This is a genomic window from Nocardioides sp. S5 (assembly GCF_017310035.1).
Classification (GTDB): domain Bacteria; phylum Actinomycetota; class Actinomycetes; order Propionibacteriales; family Nocardioidaceae; genus Nocardioides.
Genome location: NZ_CP022296.1, coordinates 2,233,185 through 2,250,616 on the forward strand (window position 1 = coordinate 2,233,185; position 17,432 = coordinate 2,250,616).

Sequence of the window (17,432 nt, forward strand, 5' to 3'; positions counted from 1 at the left end):
GAAGTGGTGGGTCGATGAGTCGGACGCCGGTGACGGTGCGCAAGGCACAGCCCTCTGATGTGGCGTCCCTGCGCGAGCTGTGGGGAGACATCCTGCGCAAGGGCGATCTGGACGAGCAGCTGGCGGACGTCTCGCGCGTCGTCGCGTCCGCCGAGGCGTGCGAGACGCAGACCGTCGCCGTGGCCGAGATCGACGGCGAGGTCGCTGGTGCGGTCTACCTCGAGGCCACGACCTTCACCCCGCTCAACCTCGAGCCGGCCGTCCTCGCGGTGTCGCCGCACGTCTTCCCGCGCTTCCGGCGCAAGGGCGTGGGCAGCGCGCTGATGGAGGCGGCCTGCCGCTTCGCCGAGCAGCACGGCATCGCCCACATCCAGACCGCCGCCGCGGCCGAGGCACGTGACGCCAACCGCTTCATGGCGCGCCTGTCCTTCGCACCGCAGGCGATGCTCCGCGCCGCGACCACCAGCGCCGTACGTTCGCGGCTCCCGCAGTCGCGCCAGGTCACCCACGCGGCGACCAGCAGGCAGCGCATCGACCGGGTGCTGGCTGCCCGTCGCATCCGGCGCGAGCGAGTCCCGGGCTGAGCCCCTCCAGGTCTCAGCGCGGGGAGGCCGGCACGAGCGCGCAGGTGATGCGCGAGGTGCACACGCGCTTGCCGCGCTCGTCGGTGATGACGATCTCGTAGGACGTCGACGTGCGTCCCAGGTGCACCGCCGTGGCCACGCCCGTGACGATCCCCGAGGTGGCGGCGCGGTGGTGGGTGGCGTTGATGTCGACCCCCACCGCGACCTTCTCCGGGTAGGCGTGGATCGCCGACCCGATCGAGCCCAGGGTCTCGGCGAGCACGACGGACGCGCCGCCGTGCAGCAGGCCGAAGGGCTGGGTGTTGCCCTCGACCGGCATCGTCGCGACGACCCGCTCGGCGGACACCTCGACGAGTTCGACGCCCATCTTCTCGTTGAGCCGACCGTTGCCCTCGGGCATGAAGGCGATCAGCTCCTCGACGCTCAGGCCTGCCAGGGTCTCGGGTGCGTTCATGGGCCCATTGTGCCGAGGGAGCGGGCCGTTCCCGGGGGTGGGGCTGTCAGCGGCGACGGCTAGAGTCGGCGGGTGCCTGGAACGAGTGAGCAGTCCCGTCCCCGCCTCCTCCTGCTCGACGGCCACTCGCTGGCCTACCGCGCGTTCTTCGCGCTGCCGGTGGAGAACTTCGCGACGGCCACGGGCCAGCACACCAATGCCGTCTACGGGTTCACCTCGATGCTGGTCAACGTGCTCCGCGACGAGGTGCCCACGCACGTCGCCGTGGCCTTCGACCGCTCGCGCCAGACCTTCCGTCTCGAGCAGTACAGCGAGTACAAGGCCAAGCGCAACAAGACGCCCGACGAGTTCAGCAGCCAGCTGCCGTTGATCCGACGGGTCCTCGACGCGCTCTCGATCACCCACCTCGATCTCGAGGGGTACGAGGCCGACGACATCATCGCCACGCTCGTGACCGAGGCGCTCGCCGAGGGCATGGAGGTGCTGATCCTCACCGGCGACCGAGACTCCATCCAGCTCGTGACCGAGTCCTCCACCGTTCTCTACCCGATGCGCGGCGTGAGCGACCTGGCCCGGCTCACCCCGGCCTACGTCGAGGACAAGTACGGCGTGCCGCCCCACCGCTACCCCGAGCTCGCAGCCATCGTCGGCGAGACCTCCGACAACCTCCCCGGTGTCCCCGGCGTCGGTCAGGGCTATGCGGCGAAGTGGATCAACCAGTTCGACGGCCTCGACAACGTCATCGCCCGCGCCGACGAGGTGACGGGCAAGAAGGGCGAGGCGCTGCGTGCGCACCTCGGCGACGTGATCCGCAACCGCCAGCTCAACGCGCTGGTCCGCGACCTGAGCCTGCCCGTGCGCCCCGGCGAGCTCGTACGCCGACCCTGGGACCGCACCGGCGGCCTCGAGCTCCTCGACGAGCTGGAGTTCCGCGGTGAGCTGCGCACCCGGTTGCTCGACACCATCGACCCCGAGCCCGACGACGCCGTCCAGGCCGAGTCCGGCTTCGAGCTGGACGGGCGCCGTCTCGGCGCCGGTGAGGCAGCGGCGTGGCTGGACGAGCACGCTCCGGCGGGGGAGCGGGTCGGGGTGTCGGTCCACGGAACCTGGCGCGCGGGCACCGGTGAGGTGCTCTCGGTCGCCGTGGCCACGAACGAGGGCGACGCGGCCTGGATCGACGTGGCCGACATCGGGCCCGATGACGACGCCGCGGTGGCGGCGTGGCTCGCCGACCCGTCGCGTCCCAAGGCGCTCCACGACGCCAACGGCCCGAGCCTTGCCCTGTCCGCCCGCGGGTGGAGCCTGGCGGGCCTCGACGTCGACACTGCCCTGGCCGCCTACCTCGTCCAGCCCGACCAGCGCTCCTACGACCTCGCCGACCTGACCCTGCGCTACCTCAAGCGCGAGCTGCGCCAGGACGCCGTCGACGCCGACCAGCTCAGCTTCGACGCCATGGACGACACCACGGCGAGCGACACCGCCATGCTCACCGCGCGCGCAGTCCTCGACCTCGCCCACGCCCTCGACGGCGCGGTGGAGGAGCACGGCGGCACCCGGCTGCTCAGCGAGGTCGAGCTGCCGCTGATCGGCACGCTGGTGCGGATGGAGCAGGTCGGCATCGCCGTGGACACCGACTACCTCGAGGGCCTCGAGTCCGAGTTCGGCGAGCAGGTGCGGGCCGCGGCGACCGACGCCTACGACGTCATCGGCAAGGAGATCAACCTCGGGTCGCCCAAGCAGCTGCAGGTGGTCCTCTTCGACGAGCTCGACATGCCGAAGACCAAGCGGACCAAGACCGGCTGGACGACCGACGCCGACGCCCTGCAGCAGCTGTTCGAGAAGACCGAGCACCCGTTCCTGCAGCACCTGCTGCGGCACCGCGACGTGATCCGGCTGCGCCAGACCGTCGAGGGGCTGCTCAAGACCGTGGCCTCCGACGGGCGCATCCACACCACCTACAACCAGATCATCGCGGCCACCGGGCGTCTCTCCAGCACCGACCCGAACCTCCAGAACATCCCGATCCGCACCGAGGCGGGCCGTCGGATCCGTGAGGGCTTCGTCGTCGGCGAGGGCTTCGAGTCCCTGATGACGGCCGACTACAGCCAGGTCGAGATGCGCATCATGGCCCATCTCTCCGAGGACGAGCTGCTCATCGAGGCCTTCCGCTCGGGCCAGGACTTCCACTCGATCACCGCCGCACGCGTCTTCGACGTCGACGCGGCTGCGGTGAGCGTCGAGCAGCGCGCCAAGATCAAGGCGATGAACTACGGCCTGGCCTACGGGCTGTCCGCGTTCGGGCTCTCCCAGCAGCTGCGGATCGACACCTCCGAGGCGCGCGGGCTGATGGACGAGTACTTCGAGACGTTCGGCGGGGTGCGCGACTACCTCGGCGGCATCGTCGACGAGGCGCGACGGTCCGGATTCACCGAGACCATCCTGGGTCGCCGTCGCTACCTCCCCGACCTCACCAGCGACAACCGCCAGCGTCGCGAGACGGCCGAGCGGATGGCGCTCAACGCGCCGATCCAGGGCTCGGCCGCCGACCTCGTGAAGGTCGCGATGCTCGGGGTCGAGAAGGCACTGGCCGAGCAGGGCCTGCGCTCGCGCATGCTGCTCCAGGTGCACGACGAGCTCGTCTTCGAGGTCGCACCGGGGGAGGCCGACGACCTCGCCGCGCTCGTACGTGCCGAGATGGGCGGGGCGGCCGACCTCGCCGTCCCGCTCGACGTGTCGATCGGCACCGGGCGCAGCTGGCACGACGCCGCGCACTGATGGACACAGGGCCGCGGGTCACCTCGTGCGACACCGATGAGAGCCTCGTGGCCGCTGCCGGCCTGTTCAACCGCTACCGGCACCACTACGGCGAGTCGGACGGCGACGCGCGCGCCGAGGGGTGGCTCACGGAGATGGTCCGCTCACGCCAGCTGGCGGTCTGGACGGCGTCCTTGACCTCGGAGCTCGACGGCCTTCCTGTCGGTCTGGCGACGTCGCACGAGATGCCCGCGTCGCTCGTCCTGGGGCGGTCCTGGCAGGTCCGTGACCTCTACGTGCTCCCCGAGGCCCGTCGCGGTGGGGTGGCGGCCGCCCTGCTGGGGGCCGTCCGAGACGCCGCGCTCGCTGCGGGCGCGACCCGGCTGTCCCTCGTGACCGAGCCGGACAACGCAGCCGCGCTCGGCCTGTACCGCGGGCTGGGGTTCCGACCGGTGGAAGGTCTGACACCGCTCAGCCTGGACCTCGCGCCCCGGACCTCGACGTAGGGCAGCGCCTCAGCCCGGCGCGTGGCTGGCAGCGGGTGCGGCCCGGCTCGCCAGCCGGAGGCTGGCCAGGGTCAGCACCGCCAGCAGGACGGCGTCGACGATCACCACCACGGTGACGAGGCCGGCGACCGACTCGACCCGCAGGCCGAGGACGACCAGCACCACCAAGGCAGCCCAGACCAGGAGGACCGATCGCCGCGCCTGCCGCGCGAGGACGGCGTACACCTGCAGCTGGAGCATGGCCAGGACGGTGCCGAGCGCGGCGAAGACCCACAGCAGGTCCTCCACCTCGCCGAAGTCGGCACCGCCGACGAAGAACATCGCGACGGGGGACAGCACCTTGGCCGCCCCGACGGCGAGGCAGCCGAGGACGCCGATCGCGAGCAGGCTGCGCACCAGCGCGCGCTGCCGGCTCTCGGTGGACGCCATGTCCGGGAAGGCCACCACCACCACGAACTGCGGCAGGAACAGCATCACCTTGGCCATGATCAGGCCGGCGGCATAGAGGCCGGCGTCGTGGTCGTCGAGCACCTGGCGAGCAATGACGATGTCGACGCTCGAGAGAGCGAAGTAGGCGAAGAGCACCTGCGCGTTGTGGGCGCTCTCGACCAGCATCGAGCGGCCCGAGTGCTCCGGGGGGACGACGTCCGGCGTACGCCGGTCGCGCAGCACCCACCACCCCACGAGCAGGGGGAAGAGGAAGCCGATCGCGACGCCGAGCAGCGCACTGGTCGCGCTGGGGCGCCACAGCACGAGCGCCGTGCCGACCAGCAGGCGCGGCAGCCCCTGGGCGAGGTAGAAGACCGCGAGCGCCTTCCACCTCCGCTCGCCCTGCAGGATCCCGGCCTGGCCACCGGCAAGGGTCAGGGGCACGGCGGCGACCGCGACGACGGCGGCGGTGGCGAGGCTGTCGAGGTTCAGGAGCGCGTCGATCGCGGGGACCAGCAGGAGGAGCAGCAGCCCGACGGCGAGGGAGACCTTGCCGGCGAGGGCCAGGATGGCCCGCTCGATGGCCGCGACGTTGCCCCGGTCCACCGCGATCCGGCGCGCGGCCGTCGCCTGCAGCCCGAGCGCGCCGACCTGCACGACGATGAGCAGGCTCAGGCAGGCGGCGAAGGCGCCGTACTCGCTGGGACCGACCGCGCGGGCGGCCACGATGGTGAAGCCGTAGGTCGCGACGTTCATCGCGCTGGTGGCGACCGCGACGCGGCCCCCGCCCGACAGCGCCCGGCGCACGCGCGACGGTTCCGACATGCCGGCCACCCTAGGACGCTCCCGACGTCGGCACGGCGCTCAACCCCACGGTGAGGCGTCGGAGGCGGCGAAGAGCCCCAGGTAGACCTGGGTGACGCAGAGCGGGGCCGCGCCGGGAGCGACGGCGACGCGGAACGACTCCACGCTGTCGGTGACCATGAACTGCACCGCGTTGAGGCCCGCCTCCAACGACAGCTCGACCTCCTCGTCGTCCGTGGTGACGGTCGCAACCGTCGGCTCGTCGGTGAAGTAGTCCATCCGCACCGCCCAGCCCCACGCGTACAGGTCGGCGGTGAGCGGGATGTCCGTACGCCGACCCGGCTCGACGAGGAAGCCGCACCGGGCGTTGGTGGCCGGCACGTTGGTCGCAGCGAGGTTGGTCACCTCGGCCACCTTCAGGCGCCCGGTCGCGTCGGGCGCGAGGAGGAGCTCGGAGGGCTCGTCGAAGCGGAGGGGGAGGTCGAGGGGGGAGAGCATCTGCTCGAGGGCGGCGTGGTCCAGGAAGACGACCGGGTCGAGGACGTTGCTCGGCGGGAACGAGTTGACGACCGCTGCGTCCCCGGCGCGCGTGCTGTCCGCGACGACCGCGTCCACCCACGGTCGCGGAGAGCGATCCCGCACGTCCCGCCACGTCGTGGCGTTTGCGACGACCATCGCCACGACGACGGCGCACGCTGCGGCACCGAGGCCGACCGCACCCGCCCGGGCGAGGACGGGCGGGAGCGTGCGCCGGGTCGCGGCCCCCGGCTGCTCCCGGACCGTACGAGTGGTGAGCAGCGCGAGGACCAGCGCCGCCACCGCGACGACGTCGGCGAACCAGCGGCCCGTGGCGTCCGGGGCCGGCTGGGTGGGGGCGGTGGCCTCACCGAGGATCCAGGCGGCAGCGGTGCAGACGAGCAGGGCGGCGATGGCCGGTCCGCTGTGCCGCCGGAGCACGAGGGCGGCGAGCACGAGCAGCAGGAGGACCCCGGACAGCGCGGCTGCAACGACGGGGGACAGGGGCGCGTAGCCGTCCCACCCGGCGGCCGGCGCCCGGAACGGCCCGCCGAACAGGGTCGGGAGGGCGACGTCGGGGAGGTTGGCGTCGACGAGCCGGCGCCAGCCGGTGTCCCGGGTCAATGCGGCGTCCGCGCTGCTGGGCACGACGAGCAGCGCGACGGCGTACGCCATGCTTACCGCCACCGGCAGGGCCAGGACTCTCGCCGTGGCGACGAGGCGGGCGCGCGCCGTGCCGGTCGTCAGCAGCCAGGCCACCAGCACGAGGGGGACCAGCACGAGCAGTGCCCGTTGCCCGAAGCACAGCCCGAGGACGTAGCTGGCAGCCACCAGCACCAGGTGCGTGCGCTGCTCGCCGCGGCGCAGGTGGCGCGCTGCGAACAGCACGCACAGCCCCATGGACAGCTGCACCGCCAGCACCTGGGTGCCGGCGGACCACCACAGCCCCGGCAGCAGCAGGAGCGGGGACAGGGCCAGGAGCATCAGCGGGACGAGCAGGCGGGTCCGCTCGCCGAAGACCTCGCGCAGGGCCAGCGCCCAGGCGAGGAGGGAACCGACCGCCAGCAGCGTCAGCACGAGCGCTGCCCAGCCGTGGCCCAGCGGGTCGACGGCCGTCAGCAGCCGGGTCAGCAGGCGCTGACCTGGCACGAGGTCGCCGGAGTGGGCCTGGAACACGTAGGCGAGGAAACCGGTCGTCCGGGTCTCCTCGAGGTGCACCCAGTCGTCGGCGAACCACGACCAGCGCGAGGAGGTGAGGCCTCGCCACGCGGCGGTCACCAGCACGAGGAGGAGGAGCCCGATGCGGAACCCGCTGAGGGCGGGCTCGGCGGGACGCTCGGGACCGGGCGCGCGACCACTACCCACGGCAACTCCATCGTGTCGACCGGCGCGGGTGCTGGGGGCGCGCCACCGCCGAACTGTATGCACCGACGCCACCCGGCGCACCACAAGGGGTTAGCATCCACCCGGTTTCGTCTGTGAGGGAAGTGGGGGGTCGTGGCGACGATGGTCGAGGAGCACGTCTCGACCCGCCCCCGGATCACGGACTGGGCGGTCTACGCGCTCATCCTGTTCTTCTCGATGATCCAGGAGTTCGGGCGCACGACGCTGGACACCCGCATCGAGCTCACGGAGCGCCCGGCGTCGTTCCTTGCCGGCGCCTTCACGTTGTGGCACGACACCACCAACTTCGGTGAGCTCCTCAACCAGGCCTACGGCTACCTCTTCCCCCAGGGCGCGTTCTTCGTGCTCGTGGAGCTGACGGGCCTGCCGGCCTGGGTCGGCCAGCGCCTCTGGACCGCGCTGGTGCTGATCGTCGCCTTCGAGGGCGCGCGGCGCTGCGCCAGGGTGCTGGGGCTGTCCTCGCATCCCGCGACGCTCGCCGGGCTCGTCTTCGCGATGAGCCCGCGCATGCTCGGCACCGTCGGCGTGATCAGCGCGGAGAGCCTGCCCGGCGCGGTCCTGCCGTGGGTCGTGCTGCCGATCCTGCTGGCCGCGCGCGGCCGGATCGGGCACGTCCGGGCGGCGGTGCTGAGCGCCGCGGCCGTGGTCTGCATGGGAGGCGTCAACGCGGTCGAGGTGATCGGCTCGCTGCCGATGCCGCTCCTCATCGCCTGCTGGGTGGCCTGGCGTCGCCTGGTCCCGCGCTCCTTCCTGGCGTGGTGGGGCGGGCTGGTCGCGCTCGCGTGCACCTGGTGGCTGCTCCCGCTGCTCGCGCTCGGGCGATACAGCCCGCCGTTCTACGAGTACGTCGAGAGCGCCAGCAACACCACGGGCGCGATCGGCTGGTCGGAGGCGCTGCGGGGTGACTCGCACTGGGTGGCCTACATCTCGACCGGCGGCCAGGGCTGGTGGCCGGCCGCGCACGCCCTGATGTTCGACCCCCTCCTGGTGCTCGTCGCCGCGGTGGTGACCGGAATCGGTCTCCTCGGCCTCCTGCACCACACCGGCGTGATGCGCGCACCGATGGTGGCCGGTGCCGTGATCGGGCTCGCGGCGCTCACCATCGCCCACGGCGGGTGGGAGGGAAGCCCGCTGTCAGGCTTCTTCCTCGACGCGCTCGAGGGCCCGCTGCAGGTCTTCCGCAACGTGCACAAGGTCGACCCGACCGTGCGCTTCGCCGTCGCGATGGGCTTCGGCCACGCCGTCGCGGTCGTCATCACCCGCCTCCGCGCCACGACTGCGTCGCAACGGGCAGCGGACCGGGCAGCGACGGTCGTCCCGGTGCTCGCGGGTGCACTCGTGCTCGTGCTGGGCCAGCCGTTCCTGCTCAACGACTCGCGCTCCCCGGGCTGGAGGGACGTCCCCGAGGCGTGGACGGAGGCCTACGACTACCTCGCCGAGCGCCAGGACGGCACCACGACGCTCGTCGTCCCGGGCTCCGGCTTCGCGTTCCAGTCCTGGGGCTGGACCTACGACGAGCCGATGCACGCCCTCGGCGACGAGGTGCGCTGGACCACCCGCAGCCAGATCCCGATCATCCCCGGGCAGTCCATCCGCGTGCTGACCGCCATCGACCGGCTGGTCTCGCAGGGTCAGGCCGACGCGAACCTGTCCGACCAGCTCGCGCGGGCCGGCATCGGTCACGTGCTGGTGCGTCGCGACCTCAACCGCGGGTTCACCTCCTCACCCCCGCCGGCCGGGGCGGGGGTCTCCCTGGACTCCGCCGGGCTGGAGAGCGTCGCGACCTTCGGCGACCCTGCCGAGGCCGGGCCCGCGGTCGAGATCTTCGAGGTCCCCGTCCGCCTGCCGCGCGTCAGGTCCACGGTCCGCAGCGACGTGGCCACCGTCGCCGGGTCGCCCGAGGCGTGGCTGCCACTGCAGGGCGCCGGTCTGCTCGGTCCCGAGCGCGCGACGGTGGTCCAGGGTGACGTGGGCTGGTCCGACGAGGGCGCCACGATCGTCACCGACACCAACCAGCGGCGCGAGCGCGCCTTCGGCCGGGTGGAGGAGTCGTTGTCCACCGTGCTCGAGGACGGCGAGCTCTACCGGCTGGACCGCTCCGTGCCGGACTACCCCGTCACCCCCGGCAGCGGGCAGGTCGTGGCGACGTACGCCGACGGTGCCTCCGTCCGCGCTTCGAGCTCGCAGGGGTACGCCGACGCCTACGGGGCCGTCGTGCCCCAGGCCGGGCCGCACGCCGCCTTCGACGGCAACCTCCGCACGCGGTGGGTGTCCTCCCTCAGCGGCAAGGCGCGTGAGCAGTGGCTGCGCGTCAGCTTCCCCGAGCCCCGCGCGCTGCGCCGGGTCGGTGTCCTGCCAGTGGTCGACGACCGATCGATGGCGCCGGTGCGGACGGTGCGGGTGCGCACGTCGCGCGAGAGCGTCGACGTCGACACCAACCCCGCCGGGGCCGTCGTCGAGGCGCCCCTCGGTGGCGAGCCCGTGGACTGGGTGGAGGTCCGGGTCGTGGCGGTCGCGACGGTCTCCGAGCGCAACCAGGTGGCGATCGCGGAGGTCACCCTCGACGGCGCTTCCCTCCCGCGCACGCTCGCGCTCCCCGAGCCGCTCCACCGCGGGGACGACCTGCTCCTCACCGCCGAGCCCGGGACCCGCGCCTGCCGGGCGACCGGAACGCTGCCCGAGTGCGACCTTGTCCGGGTGCGCGCGGGGGAGGAGCCTGACGGCATGCGTCGCCGGGTGGAGGTGCCGCAGGGCGCCAGCTTCACCTTCCAGGGCCTCGCCGTGGCCCGCGCGTCGCGGTCGGCCGCCCTGCTGCTCGAGCCGTTCCTGTCCGAGCAGACGGTGGGCTCCACCTCGATCCTCGGCGACGACCCGCTGGTCTCCAGCCGCTTCGCCTACGACGGCCGTCTCGACACCCACTGGGTCCCGGCCCCGCGTGACCGGCAGCCGACGCTCTTCTTCCAGTGGGGCGTGCCGCGCCGCGTCACCGCGGTGCGCCTGCCGGACGGTGGCCAGGTCGCCCCGGGCTACAACCGGATCGTGGTCCGCGGCGGCGGTCGCGTCGAACGACTCACGGTGACGGGGGAGACGACCCAGCTGCGCCGCCCCATCTACGCCGACTACCTCGAGGTGTCCTTCGTCAAGGACGAGGCCGAGGGCCCGGTCTCGGTGCCCGAGATCGACCTTGACGGCGGCGGCGTCGTCCGCCCCTTCGACCCCGACCTGCCCACCGGCTCGCAGTGCGGCCTCGGCCCGACCGTGACCGTGTCGGGCAACAAGCTGCCGACACGGGTCGAGGGCACGCTCGGCGACGTGCTCAGCGGTGCGCCGATGAAGTTCACGACGTGCCGCCGGTGGGACCCCGACGGCGCCGCCCGGGTCACCTACGTCTCGCCCGGCACCCGCACCTTCCGCACCACCCCGACCGCGGAGTTCGACGTGGTGGCCCTCGCCGGCCGCACCGCACGGCGGGGCGGCGCCGAACAGCGCCCGGTCGTGGTCGAGGACGACGACGCGGACAGTGCGAGCCTCACCGCGCAGGTTGCCGAGGGGCCGGAGGCCGTGCTCTCGATGCCCTCCAACTTCAACGACGGGTGGGTCGCCCGCCTGGACGGCCGGCGCGTGCCGGCGGTGCGGGTCGACGGCTGGCAGCAGGGCTGGATCGTCCCGGCCGGTGCAGGGGGCGTGCTCACCGTCGAGTTCGCGCCTCAGGGCAGCTACACTCTCCTCCTCGCCGGCGGCCTCACGGCGGCCGGCTCCCTCCTGCTCGCCGCGGTTGCGCTCCTGGTGCTCGGTGCCCGGGCACGACGCCGGGGAGAGGTGGCGCCCTGGCGCGACCTGCCCGCAACGGGTCGGGCCTCCGCGCGCGGCCGGTTCGTGGTCGGGGTGCTGGTCGCCGTCGCGCTGGGATGGGTCGCGATCGCGGCGTACGCGGTCGCGTCGGTGTGGTCCGCACGCGACCTCGGTCGCCTGCGGGGCGCGGTGCTGGCCCTCGTCGTGGGGTCCGGAGCGCTCGACGCGTGGCCGCAGCCGGTGCCGACCTCGGTGGCCGACGCACTCGCGGTCGCCGCGCTCGGCCTGGGCCTGGCCCTGTGCCTGCGGTGGCCGTCCCGGACGGAAGGCGTGCGATGAGCACCACCACGAGACCGACTCCCGGTACGGCCGCCCGGCGACGCAGCCCGTGGCTCGGACCGCAGGGGCTGGCCGCGGTGCTCGTGCTGGTCGTGACGGCCGGATGGCGCGGGGTGCTGCTCGAGGGCTCCTACTTCAACCAGGACGACTACTACCTGACGTCGCGGGCGCTCGCGCAGTCGACGTGGTCGTGGAGCTACCTCATGGAGCCCGTGGCCGGGCACGTCATGCCGTTGCAGCACGCCACCCACTGGCTGGTCGGCCACCACCTCCCGTTCGACTGGCAGTCGGTGGCCTTCCTGATACTCCTTCTCCAGCTGACGTGCGGCATCATCGCCTGGCACCTGCTGAGCCACCTGCTGCCGGACCGGTGGGCGCGGGTGCCGCTCCTCGCCCTGCTCATGTGGGCTCCCCTCACGCTGGCGACGACGCTGTGGTGGAGCGCGTCGATGAGCCTCTGGCCGCACCTGCTGAGCGCGCTCGTCGCCACGTTGGCGCTGGTGCGCGAGCGCCTCGGACGCGGTCGGTCCTGGGTCAACATCCCCCTCTGCCTGATGGCCTGCTTCTTCGGACTGGCCTGGCACGAGCGGTCGGTGCTCATCGCCCCGCTGCTGGTCGGACTGGCGCTCGCGTTGTCGCCGGCCGACGGCTGGCGGCGCATCCCGGAGGCCCTCCGGCGATTCTGGGTGCTGTGGGCGGCGTACGCCGTCGGGATGGTCGCCTACCTGTGGCTCCACGTCGAGATCACCACCGTCAGCCCCGGCGTGGGGACGGCACGCAAGTACGTCGAGCTGTCGATCGCCTACGTCTTCGAGAACGCCCTGCCCGGACTGGTCGGGGGGCCGTGGATGGCGGAGGTCCGCGGCGGCGCTGTCGTGCCGCCCGTGTGGGTCAGCGTGCTGAGCGGCCTGCTCGTGCTGGCCGTCACCATCGTGCTGCTCCGCCGGGGCGGCGCCGACGCACGGTGGGCGCTCCTGCTCCTCGTCGTCTACCTCGCGCTCGATCTCGCCCTGGTGCTGGCCGGCCGCGTCGGCTTCGGCCGGATCCTGGGCTACGACCCGCGCTACGCCTCCGACCTCCTGCTGCCCGCCGTGCTGGCCGTCGCACTGTCCCTGCGCAACCGGGGCCCGGGTCGAAGCCCTGACGACGGCCCTGCGCACGGTGCGAGCGGCGCCGGGCGTACGAGCCTGCTGCGGCGCGCCGGGGGAGCGGTGCCCGCGCTGGCGGTCACCGGGCTCATCCTCGTGGCGAGCAGCTTCGGCACGGCCGTGCTGGTGCCGCACTTCCAGAACCCCCTCGACCGGGAGTACTGGACCAACGTGCGTGCCGACCTCGCCCAGGACCCCTCTCAGGTGATCGTCGACGAGTTCGTGCCGACCGAGATCCTGCTCCGGCTGCTGGGGGAGGAGGCGCTCGCGTCGAGCGTCTTCGCGCCGCTGCCCGAGACCCCGGTCTTCGACCAGCCCGCCTCGCAGCTCCGCACGATCAGCGACACCGGTCGGCTCGAGCCGGTGAACCTGCTGCTGCCCCAGTCGATGAGACGTGGCCCCGACGCCGGCTGCGGCTACGCGGTGTCGGACGAGCCGCGCAAGGTGCGGTTGAAGGCCGCGATCACGGGCCGCTTCGTGGCCCGCATCAGCTACTTCACCGACACGCCCACCGACATGTCCGTGACCGTCGGGGACCACGAGGCACGCTTCCGCGCGCTCGACGGCCCGAACGACGTGTGGGTCGTCGTCCCGGACCAGCTGGTCTCGCGCACCTTCACCTTCGAGCAGGTCAGCCCGCCGGACAGCGCCGGGGACGGCGACGGCGACGCCCCGGTCGGCACGGTCTGCATCGCCGGCCTCGTCGCGGGCGTGGCGGAGGGCTCCTGACCGTGGCCAGCACGCGGCAGCACCCTCGTACGCGGGTGGCCGCCTCCGCGCCCGACCTCGTCGCCGCCGGCGTGAGCGTCGTGGTCGCCCTCGTGGTGCTGGGGCCGGCTCTGCTCGCGCCGGGGTCGGTGCTGCGTGGCGACATGGTGTTCGTGCCGCAGCAGCCGTGGAAGGGCGCGTGGCTCGGCCTCGACGGCAGCGTGCCGCGGGCCGTGCCGATGGACGCGCTCGTGTCCGTCGCCACGCAGGTGGTCCCGGGAGGGTGGCTGCAGAAGATCGTCCTGCTGGCGTCGTTCGTGGTGGCCGGCACCGGGATCGGTCGCCTCGTCCGCCGCCTGGTCGGAGGGTCCTCCTGGGCCGTGGTCGCCGCCGTGGCGGCGTACCTGTGGAACCCTTGGGTCGTCGAGCGGCTCTCGATCGGGCAGTGGGCGACCGTCACCGGTTACGCCCTGCTCCCGTGGGTGGTCCTGGCCGCGTGGCGGGGGCGCGACGACACGACCCGCTGGCCGGCCCTGCTGGTGACCCTCGTGCTCAGCGCCGTGTGCAGCCCCTCGAGCGGGCTCACGGCTGCCCTGGTCGCGGTGGCGGTCGTGGTCACCCGGTGGCGCGCCGTCCTCGTCGTCGCGGTGTGCGCCGTCGTGGCCAACGCCCCGTGGCTGGCGCCCGCCCTCACCCTCGGCGACCGGGTCGACCTGGGCGGTGCAGGCGGGTTCGCGTCGTTCGGCGCCCGTGCCGAGTCGTCGCTGGGCGTGCTGGCGAGCGTGCTGTCCCTCGGGGGCATCTGGAAGGAGAGCGTGGTGCCGGCCGAGCGGACGTCCGCGCTCGTCGTGGCGGCGGCACTGCTCCTCAGTGCGGTGGCGGTGCTCGCCCTGGTCCGTGCCCGCGTCGACACGGGGCTCAAGCGGTCCCTGCTCGCGACCGGCGGGCTCGCCGTCACGCTGGTGGTCGTGCCCGCCTGGGCGCCGGACGTCCTCGCCGACGTCTCCCGTGTGGTGCCGGCGACGTCCATCCTCCGCGACTCGCACCGTTACCTCGCACCGCTCGCCCTCGTCCTGTCGCTCGGCGTGGCCGTGGTCGTGACGTCCCTGCGACGCCGGGCCGCCGCGGGACAGGACGGGCTGCTGGTGCCCACGCTGGCGCTGGTCGCCGCGCCTGCGCTGCTCCTGCCGAGCGCGGTCTGGGGCCTCACCGGTGACCTGCGCCCCGTCACCTACCCCGGCGAGTGGGACACGGTCTCGGCGATCCTGTCCGAGGACGGCGCCGGCGGGCCGGGCGACACGATCGTGCTCCCGTGGGTCGGCAGCTACCGCCGCCTCGGATGGAACGACTCGCGGGCCTCGCTCGACCCCGCGCCGCGCCTGCTGCCCGGCGAGGTGCTCATCGATGACCGGATCGTGCTGCCGGACCGCGTCCTGCCGGGGGAGGACCCGCGCGTCGCCCAGGTGAGCGCTGCGCTCGACGAGACCGACGCCGCGCAGGCCCTGAGCGACGTCGGCGTGCGCTGGGTCCTGGTGGAGAAGCCGGTGCCGCCCGCGTACGACGCGCCGCCCGGCACGGTCGTCCACGACGGGCGCTGGCTCACGCTCGTCGACCTCGGACCCGCGGCGCGGGTGGTCGACGCGCGCGCGGGGGGCACCGCTCGCACGGCCGTCATCGTGGCGGCCGATGCGGTCGCAGTGCTGGGACTCTTCGTGGCAATCGTCACGTCGGGGCGTCGCAGGGGTTATGCTCCCTCCGGTCGAACTGGCGAGTAACTAACCGTCGCGGCCTCTTCTGGGAGGAAACCCTGTGAACAGCATCGTCATCTCTGGTGTGTCCGGCCTCGTCGCGGCACTCGTCGTCTCCGTGGGCGGCGTCAACGCGGTCAAGTCGATGACCGCCGGCGAGCCCGTCGCGCAGTCCTCCATCGGCGGGTACGCGGACGAGTGACCGCCCGACCTGCCGAGGTCGGCGGGAACGCCGGGCACGAGGCCGGTCCGATGATCCAGGTCGTCGTCCCGGCCTACAACGAGGCGCAGCGCCTCCCGCGCACCCTCGTCCTCCTCGGCTCCTGGCTGGGTGAGGCGCACCCCGAGTGGTCCGGGCGCCTCGAGGTCCTGGTCGTCGACAACGCCAGCACCGACGGCACCGCCGACGTCGCCCGGATGCTGTCGACCCCCCAGGTCCCGGTCTCGGTGCTGCACTGCCCCGAGCCCGGCAAGGGTGCCGCGGTCCGCGCCGGCATCCTCGCCACCTCGGCTGACCTCGTTGCCTTCGTCGACGCCGACGGGGCCACCTCCTTCGACGCCTTCACCCAGGCGGTGGAGCACATCCGCCGCGGCGCGGACGTGGCCATCGGCTCGCGTGCGGTGTCCGGCTCGGTCACCATGGCGCGGCACAGCGGCCTCCGCGAGCGCGGTGCGGCCGCCTACCGCTGGTGCACCGCACGGCTGGTCGAGGACGTGCGCGACACCCAGTGCGGCTTCAAGGTCTTCCGCGGCCCGTTGGCCCGGCAGGTCTTCGCCGACACCCACACCGCCGGCTTCTCCTTCGACGTCGAGGTCCTCGGGCGCGCTCAGCTGCTCGGCGCGAGCATCGCGGAGTTCCCCGTCACCTGGGTCGACGTGCCCGGCTCGACCTTCGACCCCGCGCGGCACGGCGTGCAGTCCTTCGCGCAGCTCGCCGGCATCGCACTGATGCTCCGACGTGCCCAGCGACAGGCCTCGGCCGCGCCGGTCGACGCCTCGGTGACGCCCCTCGTGCGAACCGCGTCGGCCGACCTCGCGCTGGATGCCTGAGCCACGCCCCCTCGACGGCGTCCGTGCGGTCGTCGTCAACTGGCGCGACCTCGACCACAGCCTCGCCGGTGGCTCCGAGCACTACGCGTGGGAGTACGCCCGCGCCCTCCGGGAGGCTGGGGCGCGCGTGGAGTTCCTCACCGCGCGGGACCGCCACCAGCGCGCGACCGACGAGCGCGACGGGATCCCCGTGCGCCGTGGCGGCAGCGCGATGACGTTCTACCCGTGGGCCGCCTGGCAGCTGCTGCGGCGCCGTCGTCGTCTCGACGTGGTCATCGACCCCGAGTGCGGCATCCCGACCTTCTCGCCGCTCTTCGTGCGACGCCGGACCGCCGTGGTGCTGCTCGTCCACCACGTGCACCAGGAGCAGTTCCGCACCTACTTCCCGCGTCCGCTCAGCACGCTGGGCAGGTGGCTCGAGGGCTGGCTGATGCCGCGCGTCTACCGCTCGGTGCCGACGTACGCTGTCTCCCGCTCCACCGCGGAGGAGATGCGCGAGCTCCTCGGGTGGACGCCTCCCATCGGGATCCTGCAGAACGGCGCGACCGACCGTGCGGGGGAGTCGCACGCCGGTCCCGGCGCGCCCACGCAGGTCGCCGTGCTCGGGAGGCTGGTGCCCCACAAGCGGGTGGACGCCGTGGTGCGCGCGGTCGTCTCGCTCAAGCCCGAGCTCCCCGACCTCCGCCTCGACGTCGTCGGCCGGGGACCGGAGGCCGACGCGCTGGCCGCGCTGGTGGTCGAGCTGGACGCGGGCGACTACGTGACGCTGCACGGCTACCTCCCCGACGAGGAGCGTGACGCCGTGCTGGCGCGCAGCGGGCTGCACGTGTGCGCCTCCGACGCCGAGGGCTGGGGACAGGTGGTCATCGAGGCCGCCGCGCACGGCCTGCCGACGGTGGGCCGCGACGTGCCCGGGCTGCGGGACTCGATCGTCGACGGTGAGACCGGATGGCTGGTGGAGGCCGGGTCGGGCGAGCGGCTGCCCGAGGTGCTCGCCGAGCGCATCCGGCACGCGGTCGCGGTGCTCGGGGACGATGACGAGCGCGAACGCCTCGTCGCCGGCTGTCGCCAGTGGGCCTCGGGGTTCACCTGGGAACGGATGCACACCGAGGCGGTGGCAGCCACCGTGGGCGCCCTCGAGGGTCGCGACCTACTCGCGAGTTCTACTCGCGCGTAACTCCTTGCCACAACATGTG

The 17,432-nt window shown here is 73.2% G+C and carries 12 protein-coding genes; 9 read left to right on the forward strand and 3 right to left on the reverse strand.

Annotated features, from left to right (window positions below):
- Positions 1-14: 14 nt before the first annotated feature.
- The gene (locus CFI00_RS11085; protein WP_207085185.1) at positions 15-584 is read left to right on the forward strand and encodes a GNAT family N-acetyltransferase; all 570 of its coding nucleotides are present in this window, start codon (positions 15-17) and stop codon (positions 582-584) included.
- 13 nt (positions 585-597) lie between these two features.
- Here the strand turns inward: CFI00_RS11085 and CFI00_RS11090 are convergent, their stop codons facing one another.
- Positions 598-1,038 carry a hotdog fold thioesterase gene (locus tag CFI00_RS11090; RefSeq protein ID WP_207085186.1) on the reverse strand — a complete coding sequence of 147 codons (441 nt, stop codon included), beginning with the start codon at positions 1,036-1,038 and terminating at the stop codon, positions 598-600.
- Positions 1,039-1,110: 72 nt separating this feature from the next.
- On the opposite strand from CFI00_RS11090, the gene polA reads away from it, so the two are divergent.
- Both polA and CFI00_RS11100 read left to right on the forward strand, forming a co-directional pair.
- The gene (gene polA, locus CFI00_RS11095) at positions 1,111-3,813 is read left to right on the forward strand and encodes a DNA polymerase I (RefSeq protein ID WP_207085187.1); all 2,703 of its coding nucleotides are present in this window, start codon (positions 1,111-1,113) and stop codon (positions 3,811-3,813) included.
- Complete coding sequence (locus tag CFI00_RS11100) at positions 3,813-4,298, forward strand: GNAT family N-acetyltransferase (protein ID WP_207085188.1); 486 nt, start codon at positions 3,813-3,815, stop codon at positions 4,296-4,298. The genes polA and CFI00_RS11100 overlap by 1 nt, the downstream gene beginning before the upstream one ends.
- A gap of 9 nt (positions 4,299-4,307) precedes the next feature.
- On the opposite strand, the gene CFI00_RS11105 is transcribed toward CFI00_RS11100, so the two are convergent.
- Both CFI00_RS11105 and CFI00_RS11110 read right to left on the reverse strand, forming a co-directional pair.
- The gene (locus tag CFI00_RS11105) at positions 4,308-5,552 is read right to left on the reverse strand and encodes an oligosaccharide flippase family protein (RefSeq protein WP_207085189.1); all 1,245 of its coding nucleotides are present in this window, start codon (positions 5,550-5,552) and stop codon (positions 4,308-4,310) included.
- Positions 5,553-5,591: 39 nt separating this feature from the next.
- The gene (locus CFI00_RS11110) at positions 5,592-7,412 is read right to left on the reverse strand and encodes a hypothetical protein (RefSeq protein ID WP_207085190.1); all 1,821 of its coding nucleotides are present in this window, start codon (positions 7,410-7,412) and stop codon (positions 5,592-5,594) included.
- 141 nt (positions 7,413-7,553) lie between these two features.
- On the opposite strand from CFI00_RS11110, the gene CFI00_RS11115 reads away from it, so the two are divergent.
- The 6 genes from CFI00_RS11115 to CFI00_RS11140 are packed head-to-tail and all read left to right on the forward strand — an operon-like array spanning position 7,554 to position 17,413.
- Complete coding sequence (locus CFI00_RS11115; RefSeq protein WP_242532870.1) at positions 7,554-11,582, forward strand: alpha-(1->3)-arabinofuranosyltransferase family protein; 4,029 nt, start codon at positions 7,554-7,556, stop codon at positions 11,580-11,582.
- Complete coding sequence (locus CFI00_RS11120) at positions 11,579-13,459, forward strand: hypothetical protein (RefSeq protein ID WP_207085192.1); 1,881 nt, start codon at positions 11,579-11,581, stop codon at positions 13,457-13,459. Before CFI00_RS11115 ends, CFI00_RS11120 begins: the two co-directional genes overlap by 4 nt.
- Positions 13,460-13,461: 2 nt before the next feature.
- On the forward strand, positions 13,462-15,213 hold the full coding sequence (locus CFI00_RS11125; protein WP_207085193.1) for a hypothetical protein: 1,752 nt from the start codon (positions 13,462-13,464) through the stop codon (positions 15,211-15,213).
- A 34-nt stretch (positions 15,214-15,247) separates the two neighbouring features.
- A complete protein-coding gene (locus CFI00_RS11130; protein WP_207085194.1) occupies positions 15,248-15,388 on the forward strand; it encodes a hypothetical protein in 141 nt (46 codons plus the stop codon).
- Entirely contained in the window at positions 15,385-16,236 is an 852-nt protein-coding gene (locus CFI00_RS11135; RefSeq protein ID WP_207085195.1) for a glycosyltransferase, read from the forward strand. Before CFI00_RS11130 ends, CFI00_RS11135 begins: the two co-directional genes overlap by 4 nt.
- Positions 16,229-17,413, forward strand: a complete 1,185-nt coding sequence (locus tag CFI00_RS11140) for a glycosyltransferase family 4 protein (RefSeq protein ID WP_207085196.1) — start codon at positions 16,229-16,231, stop codon at positions 17,411-17,413. Before CFI00_RS11135 ends, CFI00_RS11140 begins: the two co-directional genes overlap by 8 nt.
- The last annotated feature ends 19 nt before the right edge of the window (positions 17,414-17,432 follow it).

What these genes read in the sequence shown, in the direction of transcription:
- CFI00_RS11115 (WP_242532870.1), top strand. Translation starts at nt 7,554, where the DNA reads ATGGTCGAGGAGCACGTCTCGACCCGCCCCCGGATCACGGACTGGGCG.
- CFI00_RS11100 (WP_207085188.1), top strand. Translation starts at nt 3,813, where the DNA reads ATGGACACAGGGCCGCGGGTCACCTCGTGCGACACCGATGAGAGCCTC.
- CFI00_RS11120 (WP_207085192.1), top strand. Translation starts at nt 11,579, where the DNA reads ATGAGCACCACCACGAGACCGACTCCCGGTACGGCCGCCCGGCGACGC.
- CFI00_RS11140 (WP_207085196.1), top strand. Translation starts at nt 16,229, where the DNA reads ATGCCTGAGCCACGCCCCCTCGACGGCGTCCGTGCGGTCGTCGTCAAC.
- CFI00_RS11090 (WP_207085186.1), bottom strand. Translation starts at nt 1,038, where the DNA reads ATGAACGCACCCGAGACCCTGGCAGGCCTGAGCGTCGAGGAGCTGATC.
- CFI00_RS11105 (WP_207085189.1), bottom strand. Translation starts at nt 5,552, where the DNA reads ATGTCGGAACCGTCGCGCGTGCGCCGGGCGCTGTCGGGCGGGGGCCGC.
- CFI00_RS11085 (WP_207085185.1), top strand. Translation starts at nt 15, where the DNA reads ATGAGTCGGACGCCGGTGACGGTGCGCAAGGCACAGCCCTCTGATGTG.